The following is a 16,781-nucleotide window of genomic DNA, read 5'->3' as shown; positions in this document are numbered from 1 at the left end:
CCCCGAAATTTTCTCTTTTGGGCTCGCTGATGTTCTCAAATGTTGCTGTAGAGCAAGTTTTCAATTTGGCTATTAGCGTGCCTATCTAACGAAGAAAAGCTATTAAGAAAATACTCTCAATTGGTTTGGTATATGCTCCATGAAACGTGGTTGGCGTCAGCAGACATCACCTTAAAAAGATTACTATTTTCAATTATTTTGCCACGAGCGCTTGTTCTGACAGCACCACCAGTAAAAATAAGACTGAGTTGGCCAACAAGCATCACTACCCAGCCTATTTTTTTACTTTAATAATATGGGCTCTATATCGTCGATCGCTTGGCGACTCGCGTCGTTAAATTTAACATTGATGATCACTGGGCAGATCTTATCTTGCAGTGATATTCCATCATCACAAATTAAAGGGCACTATATTGATACAAAACTCTATTGTCAATTGGCTCATTACGGAGAGGCTGGGGGGTTGTCGTTTTCGAATAACAATTCTAAAGCCGCGCATGGCTACGTTGCGCTTAGCCCTTCATCAAAACGCTGTTAGTAAACTCAGATTATTAAACAGCGTGAAGCATTCACAATAATTCATTTCAAATAGCGCATAAGCTTGCCGCATCTTCATTATTTTTAATTAGAAGCGTGTACTTTTGAGGCATATGTATGGGAAATAGCGTGAATGTATGGTCAGAGACAATTGTTTTGCCAACATACCCCACCGGTTCTGTGGATCCCAATCCACTATTTCTTGAGAAGCGGGTTTACCAAGGCTCTTCTGGGGCAGTGTATCCCTACGGGGTGATTGATTCGATTCGCGAGCAAGCGGTCGACCAAGAATACCAAGCCATCTATTTAGAAAATGACTATATCAAAGTCATGCTGTTGCCAGAGCTTGGTGGTCGCATTCATCGCGCTTACGATAAGGTCAATCAACGAGATTTTGTTTACTACAACGAGGTGGTAAAACCGGCGCTGGTTGGATTAGTTGGTCCGTGGATATCTGGCGGGATTGAATTTAACTGGCCGCAACATCATCGGCCTACTACTTATATGCCAGTTGATGTGAATATTCGCAGCTTGAACGATGGTAGCGCAGAAGTATGGCTGGGTGAAGTCGAGCACATGTATGGCTTACAAGTAAGTGCAGGCTTTAAGCTTTATCCCGATAAGGCGCTTATTGAGATCACGGGTAAAGTGTATAACGGTAATGCTGTGCCTCGGCATTTTCTATGGTGGTCTAACCCTGCGGTGAAAGGCGGCGACGATCATCAGAGCATTTTCCCGCCCGATGTTACGGCAGTTTATGATCACGGCAAGCGCGATGTGAGTGAATTCCCGATAGCTAAGGGCACTTATTATAAAGTGGATTACTCGCCGGGTACCGATATATCCAGATATAAAAACCTGCCAGTACCGACTTCTTATATGGCTGCTGGTTCCGATTACGATTTTGTGGGAGCCTATAGCCATCATGAACAAGGTGGCCTTTTACATATCGCTAACCATCATTTGTCTCCGGGGAAAAAGCAGTGGACCTGGGGAAATTGCGATTTTGGCCTCGCTTGGGATAAAAATCTCACCGATAGCAGTGGCCCTTACATTGAGTTAATGACTGGTGTATTTACCGATAATCAGCCTGATTTTACTTGGATCGATCCCAACGAAGAGAAGATCTTCGTACAAAACTTCCTTCCTTATAGTCAACTTGGCATGGTGCATCAGGCCAATACTGATGTTGCATTAAAGCTGCAACGTGATGCAGATGAAGTGCAGTGGGGACTATATGCTATCTCGAAGATTGAACATGCACGGGTAGTGATCCGTAACGATGAAGAGATCTTGGTTGATGAAGTGTTCTCGTTTGAGCCTTGCGAGGTGTATTTACAAACCTTGGATTATTCTGCCGACGAGCGATTAAGTATCACGGTGACGACTCAGAATGGTCAAAAGGTACTTGTTTATCAGGAACACAGGGCTTCGGATGAGGCTATTCCAGATCCCGCCGATGCGCCTTTGCCACCTAAGGAGGTGTTGTCCGTCGACGAGCTGTATTTAATTGGACAACACTTAGAGCAGTATCATCATGCCAGTGGTAAGCCAGAAGCCTATTATCTAGAAGCTTTGGCCAGAGACCCCTTAGATTATCGCTGCAATCTCGCTTTGGCACATCAAGAGTATGACCGTTGCGATTACCAACAAGCATTGGCCTTACTCGATAAAGCACTCCAACGAGTGCATCGTTACAATAAGAACCCGGCTTGCGGCCGTGCTAGTTTTCTTCGGGCTTGTGTACATGAAAAACTGGGTCAGTTGGATTTGGCCTATGCCGATTATTATAAATCGACTTGGAGTGGCAACTGTCGTGATAGTGGTTTGTTGGCGGCTGCGCGGATCTCATTTATTCAACAGCGTTACTTAGACGCATTGGATGAAATTAATCGTTCGTTAGCGCTCAACGGAACCAGTTACCAGGCCGCGTTTGTAAAAGCAGCGATTTTGATCGCATTGGGCCACCAGCAACAAGCGAAGGCGCATATCGAATCGGCAATTCAGCAGTTTCCATTGGGTTACGCGCTATTTATGGAGCGTTACCGGCTTGAACAAACTCATGAATCGAAGCAGCGATTTATCACGCTGTGTCAGGGTAGACAAGCCAATGCGGTTCATGTGAGCGGTTTGTATCATTCTTTAGGCTTAACTCACTTAGCCATTCAGGCCATCGATTTAATCGATGCGGCAGGGGCAAATGCCTTGCTTATCAAAGCGGGATTAAGTGAACAGTATCCACAAGCCTTGTTGGCGCTGGCGGAACAACAATTTAATCAAAATGTATTGTTTCCGAATACGCCTATCGAGTGCCTTGCATTAAGCAAGTTAGCTGGTCAGCCCTTTGCCGATTATCTGCTAGGTTGTTTTTTCTATGCGAAAAAGTCTTACGCAAAAGCGCTTAAGTTATGGGAGACAGCTTTATCCAATAGGCCTAGTTTTAAAGCTTGTCATCGTAATTTGGCGGTGTACCACGCTAATAAACATGGGGATTATGAACACGCGATTAGCCATATGTCCTATGCTTGGGCGCTAGATTTAAGCGATGCGAGGGTTTTGTTCGAACTCGACCATTTAAGAAAGCTGGCCGCTTATTCACCGCAACAGCGTCTCGAGGCATTGGATCTGCATCAAAATGTGGTGTTGCAGCGAGATGATTTAACTGCGGAATGGATCAGCTTACTCAATATTGAAGGGCGTCATGAGCTAGCTTTTTCAATCCTTCAACAGAAAAAGTTTCATCCTTGGGAGGGGGGCGAGGGGAAAATAACCGGTCAATACATTAATGCGCTGATCCGAAAAGCTTGCAGCTTGATGATGAATAAAGACTACGCCGAAGCCGAACAAGCGTTGTCCGATGCCTTTGCTTATCCTGATAACCTCAGCGAAGGTCGTCTGGTAGGCCAAACCGACAATGATGTTTATTTTTTATTAGGTTGTGTTGCTGAATGGAGAGGAAATTTACAGCACGCACAGCAGTGTTGGCAAAAAGCGATGCTCGGTTGTTCCAGCTTAAGCGAAAGCCGTTACTACAACGATCAACCAGCCGATTACCTTTTCTTTCAGGCACTAGCCTTAGCCAAGTGTGGTCAACGAGAGCAAGCACTGGCGCGTTTCACCGAGATGAAGCGCTGGGCCGATGCGCACTTGAGTGACCCAGTTGTTGAGGACTTTTTTGCGGTGTCGCTGCCAGAACTGATCGTATTTGATCGCGACATTGCTAAAAACCATCAAATTCATTGTCGGTTTATTCGCTATTTGGCATCACTTGGCTGCAGTCTACTCAGCAATAGTGGTGTCGCAGAAACAAACCAAGACCGATTAGCGGTTCTTCAATTGGAGCCGGGGCACGCCAAGATCAGTCTGATCGAAAGCCTTTATCCATTGTTATTGCCGGCTTGTGTTTAATAAGCCAACTCTATGGCAGTTTTTTAAAAGCGAATGAGGAGGGACATTAATACTAAACAAAGATTACTATATAGCGTGATTGAACTTCACAATATATAGCAAACATTACATTAACATCAGCATGAATAATAACGATAGCTGTTAAACAATAACGGCAGTTTAGAAATATAAAATACGACGTGAAATGTGTGAATTTCAGTTGAACAAGGGCTGAACGCATTACCATTTGGGGTGATTAAAATAGGTCAAATTATGAATATACTCTACAAAAAAATTGGTACCGCATTACTAACTGCATCGCTTTGCTCTATGTCTTTAGGCGCAGCTGCTGAAGCGAAAAAGAAAATTGGTTTTATTGTTAAACAACCCGAAGCAGGCTGGTTCCAAGATGAATGGAAGTTTGCAGAGGTAGCGGCCAAAGAAAAAGGCTTCGAGTTAATTAAAATTGGCGCGCAAGATGGTCAAAAATTGATGTCGGCGTTGGACAACTTAGGCACTCAACAGGCTGATGGGGTGATTGTGTGTGTCCCTAATGTAAAATTAGGCCCTGCCGTTGTGGCAGCTGCCAACAGAAACGGACTCAAGTTAATGTCGGTGGATGACCGACTGATTGATGGCAAAGGTAATCCCATTGAAGATGTGGTTCATATGGGGATTTCTGCTTATAACATCGGACGTGAAGTGGGGGACGCGTTATTGGCCGAAATAGATGCGCGTGGCTGGGACCGCAACGAAGTGGCGGCGATGGCACTCACCTACAAACAGCTACCAACGGCTTACCAACGAACCAAAGGGGCGACTGATGTTTTAAACGAGGCAAATTACCCAGCCGCCAATATGTTTGAAGCACCGCATCGACTCGATAATACCGAACAAGCATTTAATGCCGCGAATAGTTTAATCACCCAGAAAGGCCAATTTAAAAAATGGATTGTCTATGGCATGAATGATCAAGTGGTGATCGGTGGCGTTCGGGCCTTAGAAGGGAACGGAATTGCTTCATCGGACATTATTGGTGTTGGTATTAACGGTACCGAAGAAGCGATTAATGAATTCCGCAAGCCTGTTTCTACCGGATTCTACGGGACCATTATTTTAAGTGCCAAAGCACATGGCTATCAAACCTCGATCAATATGTATAACTGGATCGCCAATGGCGTAGAGCCTGAGAAGTTAATTTATACCTCAGGGTATCTGGCAACCCGAGATAACTATCAACAAGTGCGTAAAAGTTTAGGTTTGTAATTGTACAATGTTCGGGGTGTTTCACCCCGATTTCATCAAGGATTGTGTGAATGAATAACAAACTCGAATTTTGCGATGTATCTAAAAACTTTCCCGGAGTGAAAGCCCTCGACGCCATTAGTTTCTCGATAGGCCATGGCGAAGTTCACGGTCTTATCGGTGCTAACGGCGCTGGCAAAAGTACCTTGATGAAAGTACTTGGGGGAATTTATCCAGCGAGCTCGGGACATGTGGCCATCAACGACCAAAGCGTCAACTTTCGTTCTCCCAGTGAAGCGATTAAAGGCGGTATCGCTATTATTCATCAAGAGCTGCAATTGGTTCCAGAACTGAGTGTTGCAGAGAATATTTTTTTGGGTCGCTTTCCGTCACATCGGGGAAAAATTGATTGGAAGAAGATGAATCAACAGGCCGACATTCAGTTGCAAAGCCTTGGCTTGAGCTTTTCTTCCAAAGATAAAGTGAGTGGGCTATCGATGGGTCAGCAACAAATGGTGGAGATAGCCAAAGCGCTGATATTAAATGCCAATATTATTGCATTAGACGAACCGACCAGCAGTTTGTCGTCGGCCGAAACCAAAGTTCTGTTTAGAGTGATCCGCCAGTTACAAGCCGAAGGTCGGATCCTGATTTATATCTCACACCGAATGGCGGAGATATTCGACTTATGTAGTTCGTGCACCGTAATGAAAGACGGGAAGCATGTGATTTCTTATGACGATTTGAAACAAATTGATCGCAAAACCATTATTGAGAAAATGATCGGTCGTAACTTGGGCGATATGTATAACTATTCCCCAAGAGAACTCGGAGCAATTAATTTTTCGCTGGACAGCATTCATAGCCATCAGTTTCCTCAAAGCGTTGAATTTAATGTTCGTAAAAGTGAAATTCTAGGTTTTTTTGGCTTGGTTGGTTCGGGCCGTACCGAATTGATGAAGTCGATCATTGGCGCGATATCGAGTCAGCAGATCAGTGCTTCTTTCAATCATTGTAAGCTGCCGTCGTTAACGCCTAAAAAGGCGATTCAAAAAGGGATCTTGTATTGCTCTGAAGATCGCAAAAAAGAGGGCAATATCACCTTTCGTTCGGTTTGGGAGAACATCACTGTCAGTAGTCGCCGAAACTTCTGGCGGTTCGGTGGGATCCTCAATCTTGCTAAAGAGTTGTCGGAAGCGGAACGCTTTGTAAAACGGCTGGATATTAAAACGCCATCTTTAGAGAAAGAGATCCAATTTTTATCCGGTGGGAACCAGCAAAAAGTGATCCTCGCCCGTTGGTTGGCAGAGCCCAGTATCAATGTATTGATTGTCGATGAGCCAACGCGGGGCATTGATGTCTCGGCAAAGAACCAAATTTATAACGTGTTATACGAATTAGCGAACAAGGGTATATCGATTATTGTGATTTCCAGCGAGTTACCCGAGATTATGGGCATTACTGATCGCTTGTATGTGATGCGAGAAAATCAGATATCGGCCCAATTTAAACGTGAAGAATATCAAGAAGAAAGCATTCTTTCTAAAGCTTTCCCTGAACAGGAGATGAGCGTATGACCGCTTTAAATAAAACGGCCCAGATCGATCTGTCTAGCCCGGCAAAAACCTCGACTTGGTCGTTGATCCGCAGTAGTGAGAATTTCAATATTATTGTGGTGTATATATTGTTGTTTATTGCACTGGCAATATTTGTCCCTTACTTTTTCTCACTGAGGAATATGGTGGGCCTTGGGCTTTCAATTTCACAAATTGGCATGGTGGCCTGTACGATGATGTTCTGCCTCGCATCGAAAGATTTTGATCTATCGGTGGGCTCTCAGGTCGCATTTTACGGCGTATTGGCGGCACTCATTGTGAATGCCAGCGATAGCTTTATCTTGGGGATCTTTGGTGCGCTTGTCGCGGGTATTTTCATCGGTCTCATGAATGGTATTTTTGTGACCAAAGTTCGGGTGAATGCGCTTATCGCAACCTTAGCGATGATGGAAATTGTCCGCGGCGGCGCTTATATTATCTCCGGTGGGAATGCGGTAGGCGTGGTTAACATGAACTTCTTTATGTTAGGCCAGTCGACGGTTCTGGGAGTACCAACGCCAATTGTGATCACTATATTGTGCTTTATTGTATTTGGCTTCTTGCTGAAAAATACCGCTTATGGGCGAAATGCTTTAGCAGTGGGTGGGAATGCTGATGCGGCAAAACTCGCCGGGGTGGATGTTGATAAAGTTCGAATTGCCAATTTTGCGATACAAGGGGCAATTTGTGCTATTGCAGGTGTCATACTGGCGTCGCGTATTACCAGTGGCCAACCCAACGCATCCTTAGGTTTTGAGCTGAGTGTGATATCGGCTTGCGTGCTGGGCGGTGTATCGCTAAACGGCGGGAAGGCCAGTATTGTTGGGGTTGCGGTCGGGGTACTTATTATGGGAACGGTGGAAAATGCACTGAACCTGCTTAATATTGACTCGTTTTACCAATACTTAGTACGCGGTGGTATTTTGTTGCTTGCAGTTGGCGCAGACCAATATCGTCAACGATTAGCCGAAAGAGGGTAACTTATTTAGTGGATGAGCAAGGAGTCTAAAATGCTGAAAGGCATGAATAATCAGTCGGTGAGAACTTATAACGCAAAGTTGATTATTAGGCTCCTTTTTCAGTACCAACAATTAAGTAAGTCACGCCTGTCTCGCTTACTTGAATTGAGTATACCTGCCATTAGTAAAATTTTACTGTTTTTGGAAGACAGGGGCTGGGTAGAGCATGTGCATACCGAGCATATCGGAAGAGGTAACTCTAGCGGTGTGTATCAAATATCTCACAAATCCAGTCCAATCATTTGTATACACATCACGCCCAGTAAAATATCTGCGTTAGTGGTTAACGGTAAAATGGAGTTGCTACTTGAGCTGCGTGAGTGGCATATAGCGCCAGCTATTCCCGAAGAGTTGGTGCAGTTGGTGATTAAGGCTTATCGGCAGTGCGCTAACGCGGCTGCGGTTGGTAAATTAAAAATTGCTTTGGCTCTGCATGGCCAGGTAGACGTCCATGCTGGCACTTCAATGTTTATGCCCCAAGCACCTTGGGATAGTCCGATTGATTTTAAGTATATTCTCGAAGCTGAATTAGAGACTCAAGTGGCGGTTGATAACGACTGTGTAATGCTGGCTCTGGCGGAGAAGTGGACCAATCCCGAGCATGTTCGTGATTTCTGCGTGATTAATGTCGATTATGGGATTGGCTCTTCATTTTTGATTGATGATCAAATATTTAGAGGGCCACTTTATGGCAGCGGACAGATCGGCCATTCAATCATTGATCAAGATGGTCGAAAATGTGGCTGCGGTCGCTACGGATGTCTGGAAACCATATCGTCAACTAAAGCCATGTTGGCAGATATTAGAAAACAAATAAAAAACCGATTTTCTGACGAGTTGTACCAGTTCGATGAGCTGGAATTTGAGCAAGCGGTTCAACGGTATTTTGAAAACGATCCGCTGGTTCGTCGCGTCTGTAATAAAGCTGCAAGCACATTGGGGATCAGTATTTATAATTTTTTGGTCACGATGAGTGTGAATGATATCGTTATTTATGGCGAAGCCAGAAAATTAGGCGAGCAGTGGTTAGCTCAGGTTAAGGACCAAGCTCATTTCAATCCTTTTGAAGACAATGTAGCCTCGGTTAAAGAACAAAAAGCCAGTATTCGATTTGGAGATTTGAGTGATACAGAGTTACTCAAGGGAATAGGCTACTTGTTTATCGAAAAAATCTTGGAAGACTTTTAGTGGCTTAATACATCTAATCTTTACTATAAAACGCACCAATCATAAGGCTTAAAAATAGCCCCAAAAGCTCAACATTACCGGCCCTAGAGTGGTAATACCTTGATGGTCATTTTAACCTCCTGGCAGGCTTTGGGCTCTATTTCGGGCATTATGATCTGATGGTGAGCATCGATGGGGTAAGCCTGTGGCTCGATACAGATATAGCCATCGCTTATTGAAGGTTGATACAGCGTTATATAGTGGGTGTTATAGGTAATCACGATACGATAACCGAGATCCGGACGAAACAGGGTTGTTGCCGGGGTTGAGACTCTATAACAGTGATTCAACCATCCTTTCAACAACGCTTTTTTTGTTCTGAAATCATATTGTGTTGCGACGCGTTCTTGGTAAGCCATGGGGAGGTGATGCTCACCCTCAGGCCAATATCCTTGATGCAACAAACACAGTTCAGTTTTATCATTAGCGGAGAAAAATGGGTGAAGACCGATATTAAATGGGAACGCATTTGCAGATTGATTTGTCACCCGAAGCGTCACCGCTAAGGATGACTCGGATAATTGATAGCTAAGCATCGCTAAATAATCAATTTGCGGGCTCATATGCGACTCTAAAACTAATTGAATGGTGCTTTTATTTTTGTTGAGGACGCGCCATGGTTTCTTCCAGGCATCTCCATGTAAAAAAAACAGCTCGTCCCACTCGACATTTGGTAAGGATAGGTTTTGTCCATGCCAGGGAATTGTATTGCCAGTGACTCGGTTAGCAATTGGAGCCATTGGAAATAACCCCCCGCAACCTGCCCCCTCGAGAGCCGGCATCAGGATGTGTTGCTTATTCACCAGAAAGCGAAGAGCATAGCCTCCTCTGGAATCGATGCTGAGTGTGCAATTGGCGTAGTTGATATCTTGAAGCATGTGGGCGCAGCAATGTTGGTCGTTAGCTGACTATATCTCGATATTAAAAGCCAATCTGGTTTTGAAGTCCCAGTTATTAGTTAACGTAGTTTATAAGCATAATCGTGGAACAAAGCCCAAACGTTTTTGCTTCAGACGCTTGGGCTTTTATACTGTTCTAACTCATTATTTGTTGCTCGTTGCTGTAAACCACCACTAACTAAGTTATGTATCTTGCCATTAGAGCCACTCATTACTGCTCTTCATGCCGGGTTATTAGCAGATTTATTTTGTGCAATAAGTTGATTATATAATGAATCAGATCGGTATTACTTACTTTCTCTGCCGGATGGCGATTTGGCTGAGTTGATCGATCAGCTGACTTTCCTCTTCGATTAAAGTAATGCTTTGCTGAGCATCTTGCGCCTGCTGGATATCTCGTTCGGCGCTTAAGGCCGCGTTTTGCGAGTTATCTGAAAGCGTTGTCAGTTCGTTGCTAAAAGATTGAGAACCAAGCTCTATATCACTTAAAACGGTGTCGATACTGTCTATCCCATGGGTGATATGGTTAATCGACTGGGTTACTTCTTTAATCGTCTCGCCAGTTTCATGAACGCTGGTTTGGGTACGTTTGGATAATTGACGTACTTCATCGGCCACTACCGCAAATCCGCGGCCTGCTTCTTCGGCACGTGCCGCTTCGATGGCTGCATTTAGTGCCAGTAGGTTAGTTTGATCGGCAATCCCGCTGATTGATTGAATAATGTTAACGATTTTATCGGCGTTATTTTTAAGGGTGCTTACACCTTCCATCAATTCTTGGCGTTGGCTCTGTTGCTGATCGATTTTATGAATAAACGTAGCAAATTGTTCGCCTAAAGTTCGCAGCTGTTGGGCGGAGTCTGCAGTTTGGCTCGAGCCCTGCTGCAGTTGTGCGGTTGCCGATTGTAACAAGGGGTGAATTTTACTCATGTGCTGAATTACATCGGCTTGCAAAGTATTTATCTTCTGGGTACTCACCAATTTCGAGCGTAAGTAATAATTGTTAAAAGACGCTAAATAAAAGGGGTAGTTGTCGGCATATTCGTCACTAAACTGGCTATGGTCATCTACTTTGAAGAAAGCAACGGCGGTAATGGTTTGATTTTGGTGTAAGCCTAAAAACTCACCAAAAGTGGAAAATCCCGATAGGCAGATCCCATCAAAACTATTGGCTTGATTTAGACTGGAGCCATTGTTGAGCCGTCGTAAAATACAGTCGTTGGCGATCATCGCCAGCGGCTTGTTAGGTTTACCCCGCATAAATTGCTGATAGTCACGCTGAGTCGATTGGTTAAAGTCTTTTGCTTTGACCAATAATAAACGGTCGCCAAAACTAAAATCACTAAAGAAACGAATGCTACCATCCGCGTTGATTGCCGCAACCGAGCGAATAAATAATTCCTTGTTGATCTGAATACCAAAGGAGTGTTTATTGAGTTGCTGCTCGACTTGCTCTGCGCTGCAATGAAAATGCTCACTGAGGCAATCGACCGGGCTGCGGAGTTGCATCTTGTCGTCTAACACCGAATGTAATACGCGAGTAAATGGGTCGAATTCGGCCACGTCGAAGCCATGACCCGTGGCTTCAAAGTTGTGACTCTTCATGATGCCGTAACGATAAGCGGGGGCAACTTTACAAAAACCAACAATTGCTTGCTCGCTGAGTACCTGGCCATCTAAACCGACTTCGGCTTGTTTGAAGTCCAGTTTTCCGCCAGCGCTGCCACCAATGAAGTAACAGGGGAAACGTTGGCTGCGATAAAGGGCTTGGGTGAAAAAGTCTTCGCTGCCAGCTAAGCCATCAAAATAGGTGAGGGCAAGGGTGTCTCGACTTTCCACTTGAAAGGGTAATTGAATCGCTTTCAGTTCGCCGAGGATATGCTTAATTCGACGTTCGGCACTATCATCGGTGGCATGCGCACTTGTGGCCTTGAGTGTAATACGGTGGATCGATACATCGCTTAATATTTTACGTGAGAATGCATGCAATACCATCCCATCCCAAGTTTGCGGGGTCTCGTGATACAGTTTTGTACGTCCGCCGCCTAACTCACCGGCTGTCATCACCGCAATAATATGATCGGCAAAAGGCAGCTCTGTTTTCAGCTGTCGGTTCACTTCTGCAAAATTGCAGTGGGGTGATACAAAAGCGAGTACCAATGCAGTGCCTCCCTCTAACTCAAAATCTTTCAATTCTGCGAGTTTGAGTTGCTGACTGTTTATGGCGCGGGTGATGCTCACCGACACCTCGGTTTGCTCTTGTTTAGCGAAAATCCTTTTTCTAAAAAACATATCCATTGACTCCAAAAGTGAGCGCGCGATTGGCTTACATTTAGCACGCGCTCTTTAATCCGATTATTTTATGCTTTATATAGTAAGACATAAGCGACAGAGCTTAATTGATCAATATAGTCGTTCTTAGGGGATAAGCTTGAGGAAATACTAATAGTTAATGTCAATCATTGAAATTTGACAGTGAGGTTTAGGCGTTTGCAGAGTGCCGTGCCACGATGAATACTGGTGAAGCATTTTAAGGTGCCGCGTTGAGCAACGCAGACCTTCGGTGGTGTTTGTTCAAAGGTAGTTGCGAGGTATTTACTTTGAGTGCTAAGCTGCTGCGTGAATATCACCGCGAAGTTGAAGCCCGCAGCTGGCGCTGTGCTCAATTCGTCTTCTGTCGTATGCTGCTAAGAAGGCAAATTTATCAGCCCCTGCCATGAAAGAGTCGTTATGCTAAAAATAAAGAAAGGCTTACGAGCCGTGGCAATGTTAGAAGCCTGCAAGGGGGGCTTGTCGTTCATTGTGGCTTTAGGACTATTTCAACTGGCGGGTGAAAATTTACAGCAGGTTTTATTAAGGCTGTTAGAACATTTGCATTTTAACCCTGCAAGTCACTTCGCGAGTATTTTATTACATGACGCAAGTTTAGTGACTGAACAAAACTTGTATCTGGTTTTAATTGGCTCGCTGGTTTATACCATGGTTCGATTTATCGAAGCCTATGGTTTATGGCATGGCTTTGTGTGGACCGAATGGTTCGCTTTACTGAGTGGTGCGATTTACCTTCCCTTTGAAATCTATGAGCTGTTGACCCAACAGAACCTTTTAAGTGTGGTAGTGCTACTGCTTAACTTAGCCATTGTTCTCTATATGTATCAGGTGTTGCAGCATAGTCGCAATCGCCAGTTTGATGAATAAGTCGGTGCCAGCAAAGCGCTGACACCATGGGCGTGTTTAGGGCTGAGTCGATGAAAGTACGGTTTTTGGCTGCGAGGCTAGTTTCGCCGCGCGTCGCTTGCCTTTGTTATACAGGCTCTTGTAGCTAAAAGCACAGATGAACACGAGCGCTTGAAACAAGACGATACAGGCGCTAGTTGAACCATCAATATGGTAGCTAATTAAGACTCCCATAAAAGTCGAACAGCTCGCAACCAGACAAGCGATGATTAGCATTTGTTCAAAGCGTTTGCTAAAAATTAATGCAATCACCCCGGGTCCAACCAACATCGCAACCACCAATACAATGCCAACCACTTGAATGGCTGCCACCGTGGTCATCGCCATAAGAACCAACAATAAGTAATAAAGAAAGTTAGTATTTAAGCCGACCACCCGAGCATGACTTTTGTCAAAACAATATAATTTTAAATCTTTACGGAACCAGAGCGTACACAGCAATACCACTGAACAAATGGTGATGGTTTGTAGCATCAGGTATTTTGATATGCCTAAGATATTGCCAAATAATACATGCATCAGGTGTTGGTCTGTTTCTACTTGGGTAAATAGGACTAAGCCAAGGGCAAACATACTGGAGAAGACCACTCCCATCACAGTATCTTCTTTGATTCGACTGCGTTGTTTTATATAACCAGTTAATAGGGCGCAACTAAAGCCAGAGATGAATGCGCCGATTAAAAGTGGAATGCTTAAGCAATAGGCTATCACTACGCCGGGGAGTACTGCGTGAGATATTGCATCTCCCATTAACGCCCAGCCCTTCAGAACTAAGAAACAGGAAAGCAAAGCACAAACCAGGCTGACGACCAGCCCGGTGAATAAGGCGTGCTGCATGAATTGATATTGCAGTGGCTCTATCAGCATATTAAGCATGTTTAATTCCTGACAGTAATTTGTTTAGCGACCGAGCTTGTCGGTGATGGCTGTTGAGCAGTCCGTACTTGGGGGCGAACAATAACGCTGTGGCAAAAATGCTCACTTGACTCAACACGATTAAGCCGCCAGTGGAGGTATCCCAAAAATAACTGAGGTACACTCCAACTAAACTGGTGACCAGGCCAAACAGCGTAGAAATAATCAGCATTACTCCAAATCTATCGCTCAAGAGATAGGCGGAGGCGCCAGGGATGATCACCATGGCGATCACCAGTAGCGCGCCAACAGCCTGTAAAGAGGCAACGGTGCAAGCACTTAACAGAACAAAAAATAGCAGTTTGAATACACGGGCAGAGATACCGGTGGTGGCCGCTTGGTTTTCATCAAAAAAAACTAATAATAAGGGTTTCCAAAACAAGCCGATAATGACAAAGGTTGAGACGGAAATAATGAGTATTTGCAGTAGCTCGCTCTGGGTAATCATTAAGATGTTGCCAAAGATCACCGCTTGAATATTAATTGAGGTTGGATTTAGCGAAATAATTAACAAGCCTAAGGCGAAGAAACTGGTGAACACTAAACCAATAATGGCGTCTTCTTTTAGATGGGAAAGCTGTTTAATGATCGCCATACTGCCAGCGGCTAAGAAACCAGCAAAAAATGCGCCCACAGCAAGCGGCAGGTGAAGAGTGTAAGCCACTGCAACACCCGGCACGACAGAGTGGGATAGGGCATCACCAATTAGCGACCAGCCCTTCAGTACCAAGTAAGTGGATAAAAATGCGCAGACTGAGCCCACTAATGCACCTGCGAGTAGTGCATTATTCATATATTGATAACTGAAAGGTTCCAACAAATACTCAATCATAATCTTGCCTGCTGGTTTCTGTTAACAGTTGGCTGTGTTCGGTTTTACTCCCATAAAATACCGCTGGTTTTTCATGGTCAGAAATAATCGTTACGGTACGTTGGTCGTCGTCCTTATGCAGGTCTGAACCAGAAATACCCATCTGTTTGAGCACGCCACCGAAGGTTGCAGCAAGGTTTTGTTGGGTAAAGGTGGTTTCTACCGTACCCGTTGCGACCACACTGCGATTGATCAATATCACATCATTACAATAGTCGGCCACGTTACCTAAGTTATGGGTCGATACGAGAATCAAATAGCCTTGCTTTTTTAGAGACTTAAGTAAATCCATAATCGCATTTTCGGTATTGAAATCGACGCCGGTAAATGGTTCATCAAGCAGCATGATGCGGCTTTGTTGGCTCAATGCCCGAGCTAAAAACACGCGTTTCTTTTGGCCGCCTGACAATTCGCCGATCTGTCGGGTGGCTAATTCAGCAATGCCCATTCGCTGCATCGCTTGGTCGACAATTGCATGGTCTTTTTTTGTGGGTCGTTTTAACCAGCCCATATACCCATAGCGCCCTTGCATCACCACATCTTTAACCAAAATTGGAAAATCCCAATCAATGTCTTCGGATTGTGGCACATAGGAGACCAAGTTACTTTTTAAGGCTTGTTGGGTGGACATACCGGATAAAAGTATTTTGCCGCTGGTTAATTTTACCAAGCCCATTATGCTTTTAAATAGCGTGGACTTACCGCCACCATTGACCCCAACTAAGGCGCATATGGTTCCCCCAGATAAATCAAAGCTCACATCTTGGATTGCGGTAAACCCATTATTGTAAATCACGCTGACCTCTTGGGCCTGAATGCTGACAGCTTTACTCATAAATCAAACCCCCGTTTAATGGTGCTGGTGGTCACGCGTAATAAATCGATATAATTTGCAACCGGGCCGCCTTTTTCAGACAGTGAATCCACATAAAGTACTCCGCCGTAGTGGATCCCGGTTTCGCGGGCCACTTGCTTGGCTGCTCGGTCCGAAATCGTACTTTCGCTAAATATCACCGGGATGTGGTGTTGCCTAATGGTTTCGATTAATCGTTTCACTTGTTTGGGAGTTCCCTGTCTATCGGCGTTGATTGGCCATAAATAGGTTTCATTGAACGCTAAATCTCTTGCTAGGTAGCTAAACGCGCCTTCGCTGGTGGCTAACCATTTTTGGCTTACCGGAAGAGTTGTAAAACTCTGTTTGATTGTTTGTTCTAGCTGGCTGATCTGTAGGGCGTAATTCTTAGCGTTACGGTTATAACTGGCGGCATTTTTGGGATCATATTTCACCAAGGCTTTGCGGATATTTTCAATGTATATCAATGCATTTTGGGTAGACATCCATGCGTGTGGATTGGGCTTACCTTGATAGGGACCTGCATAAATAGAGATCGGTTCGATCCCCTCTGTAACCACCACTGACGGCTTTGTAGGCATGTTACTAAAAAATTGTTTAAACCAACGCTCAAGGTTTAAGCCATTCCACAAAATAAGATCGGCCGCTTGTGCTTTAACTATGTCTTTGGGTGTTGGTTGATAATCGTGAATTTCTGCGCCCGCTTTGGTTATCGATAGCACATCTGCATTTGTTCCGGCGACGTTCTGAGCAATGTCTTGAATAATGGTGAAAGTGGTGACAACTTTGAACTTAGCGTGTGCGGTGTAAGGAACACCAATTGCAAACAACAAAATTGAACTCGTGAGCCAAAACCGAAGTGCCATGACTGTTTCCTTTTAGGTAAATAACCACACCACTATAGATGATAATAATTATCATTTGCAAATTGGTTTTGGATTAATCATGCTCAAGGCTGGCTTATTTTAAGCGATTATTTTTGCAGGAAGTGGGGAG

Annotated in this window: 12 protein-coding genes; 6 read left to right on the top strand and 6 right to left on the bottom strand. The window is 44.4% G+C overall.

The features are described from left to right. The first annotated feature begins 666 nt into the window (after positions 1–666). The 5 genes from ACRRSX_RS11860 to ACRRSX_RS11840 all read left to right on the top strand — a co-directional run bounded on the left by ACRRSX_RS11860 (position 667) and on the right by ACRRSX_RS11840 (position 8,971). Complete coding sequence (locus ACRRSX_RS11860) at positions 667–3,945, top strand: DUF5107 domain-containing protein (RefSeq protein WP_432452999.1); 3,279 nt, start codon at positions 667–669, stop codon at positions 3,943–3,945. A gap of 252 nt (positions 3,946–4,197) precedes the next feature. Then, positions 4,198–5,190 carry an arabinose ABC transporter substrate-binding protein gene (locus tag ACRRSX_RS11855; protein WP_432453000.1) on the top strand — a complete coding sequence of 331 codons (993 nt, stop codon included), beginning with the start codon at positions 4,198–4,200 and terminating at the stop codon, positions 5,188–5,190. Between the two features lie 50 nt (positions 5,191–5,240). Beyond that, positions 5,241–6,746 (top strand): ATP-binding cassette domain-containing protein, encoded by a 1,506-nt coding sequence (locus ACRRSX_RS11850; protein WP_432453001.1) that lies wholly within the window; start codon positions 5,241–5,243, stop codon positions 6,744–6,746. Further along, the gene (araH, locus tag ACRRSX_RS11845) at positions 6,743–7,744 is read left to right on the top strand and encodes an L-arabinose ABC transporter permease AraH (protein ID WP_432453002.1); all 1,002 of its coding nucleotides are present in this window, start codon (positions 6,743–6,745) and stop codon (positions 7,742–7,744) included. The genes ACRRSX_RS11850 and araH overlap by 4 nt, the downstream gene beginning before the upstream one ends. Before the next feature lie 30 nt (positions 7,745–7,774). Further along, positions 7,775–8,971: an ROK family protein gene (locus ACRRSX_RS11840; protein ID WP_432453003.1), complete on the top strand. Its 1,197-nt coding sequence runs from the start codon at positions 7,775–7,777 to the stop codon at positions 8,969–8,971. Positions 8,972–9,054: 83 nt separating this feature from the next. Here the strand turns inward: ACRRSX_RS11840 and ACRRSX_RS11835 are convergent, their stop codons facing one another. Together ACRRSX_RS11835 and ACRRSX_RS11830 are read right to left on the bottom strand one after the other, a co-directional pair. Further along, positions 9,055–9,888 (bottom strand): hypothetical protein, encoded by an 834-nt coding sequence (locus ACRRSX_RS11835; RefSeq protein ID WP_432453004.1) that lies wholly within the window; start codon positions 9,886–9,888, stop codon positions 9,055–9,057. A gap of 312 nt (positions 9,889–10,200) precedes the next feature. Next, positions 10,201–12,201, bottom strand: coding sequence for a methyl-accepting chemotaxis protein (locus ACRRSX_RS11830; RefSeq protein WP_432453005.1), 2,001 nt, complete (start codon positions 12,199–12,201; stop codon positions 10,201–10,203). Positions 12,202–12,639: 438 nt separating this feature from the next. Here ACRRSX_RS11830 and ACRRSX_RS11825 point away from each other — a divergent pair, with 438 nt between their 5' ends. Next, the gene (locus ACRRSX_RS11825) at positions 12,640–13,107 is read left to right on the top strand and encodes a DUF2127 domain-containing protein (protein WP_432453006.1); all 468 of its coding nucleotides are present in this window, start codon (positions 12,640–12,642) and stop codon (positions 13,105–13,107) included. Positions 13,108–13,143: 36 nt separating this feature from the next. Here the strand turns inward: ACRRSX_RS11825 and ACRRSX_RS11820 are convergent, their stop codons facing one another. Genes ACRRSX_RS11820 through ACRRSX_RS11805 form a run of 4 tightly spaced genes read right to left on the bottom strand, consistent with a single transcriptional unit; the run spans position 13,144 to position 16,651 of the window. After that, a complete protein-coding gene (locus ACRRSX_RS11820; protein ID WP_432453007.1) occupies positions 13,144–14,022 on the bottom strand; it encodes a metal ABC transporter permease in 879 nt (292 codons plus the stop codon). Continuing rightward, positions 14,015–14,893: a metal ABC transporter permease gene (locus ACRRSX_RS11815; protein WP_432453008.1), complete on the bottom strand. Its 879-nt coding sequence runs from the start codon at positions 14,891–14,893 to the stop codon at positions 14,015–14,017. Before ACRRSX_RS11815 ends, ACRRSX_RS11820 begins: the two co-directional genes overlap by 8 nt. Then, entirely contained in the window at positions 14,886–15,767 is an 882-nt protein-coding gene (locus ACRRSX_RS11810; protein WP_432453009.1) for a metal ABC transporter ATP-binding protein, read from the bottom strand. Before ACRRSX_RS11810 ends, ACRRSX_RS11815 begins: the two co-directional genes overlap by 8 nt. Next, positions 15,764–16,651: a metal ABC transporter substrate-binding protein gene (locus ACRRSX_RS11805; protein WP_432453010.1), complete on the bottom strand. Its 888-nt coding sequence runs from the start codon at positions 16,649–16,651 to the stop codon at positions 15,764–15,766. The genes ACRRSX_RS11810 and ACRRSX_RS11805 overlap by 4 nt, the downstream gene beginning before the upstream one ends. Positions 16,652–16,781: the final 130 nt, after the last annotated feature.

Origin of the sequence: Agarivorans sp. QJM3NY_30, from assembly GCF_050870855.2 — a bacterium.
In the GTDB taxonomy this organism is placed as follows: Bacteria; Pseudomonadota; Gammaproteobacteria; order Enterobacterales; family Celerinatantimonadaceae; genus Agarivorans.
Note: the sequence above shows the minus strand (reverse complement) of the source record. Positions and strands in the feature narration are given on the sequence as shown.

Bases quoted from the DNA above. Each gene is read 5' to 3' on its own strand.
- ACRRSX_RS11855 (WP_432453000.1), top strand. From the start codon at position 4,198: ATGAATATACTCTACAAAAAAATTGGTACCGCATTACTAACTGCATCG.
- ACRRSX_RS11825 (WP_432453006.1), top strand. From the start codon at position 12,640: ATGCTAAAAATAAAGAAAGGCTTACGAGCCGTGGCAATGTTAGAAGCC.
- ACRRSX_RS11815 (WP_432453008.1), bottom strand. From the start codon at position 14,893: ATGATTGAGTATTTGTTGGAACCTTTCAGTTATCAATATATGAATAAT.
- ACRRSX_RS11850 (WP_432453001.1), top strand. From the start codon at position 5,241: ATGAATAACAAACTCGAATTTTGCGATGTATCTAAAAACTTTCCCGGA.
- ACRRSX_RS11835 (WP_432453004.1), bottom strand. From the start codon at position 9,888: ATGCTTCAAGATATCAACTACGCCAATTGCACACTCAGCATCGATTCC.
- ACRRSX_RS11830 (WP_432453005.1), bottom strand. From the start codon at position 12,201: ATGTTTTTTAGAAAAAGGATTTTCGCTAAACAAGAGCAAACCGAGGTG.
- ACRRSX_RS11810 (WP_432453009.1), bottom strand. From the start codon at position 15,767: ATGAGTAAAGCTGTCAGCATTCAGGCCCAAGAGGTCAGCGTGATTTAC.
- ACRRSX_RS11840 (WP_432453003.1), top strand. From the start codon at position 7,775: ATGCTGAAAGGCATGAATAATCAGTCGGTGAGAACTTATAACGCAAAG.
- araH (WP_432453002.1), top strand. From the start codon at position 6,743: ATGACCGCTTTAAATAAAACGGCCCAGATCGATCTGTCTAGCCCGGCA.
- ACRRSX_RS11805 (WP_432453010.1), bottom strand. From the start codon at position 16,651: ATGGCACTTCGGTTTTGGCTCACGAGTTCAATTTTGTTGTTTGCAATT.
- ACRRSX_RS11820 (WP_432453007.1), bottom strand. From the start codon at position 14,022: ATGCTTAATATGCTGATAGAGCCACTGCAATATCAATTCATGCAGCAC.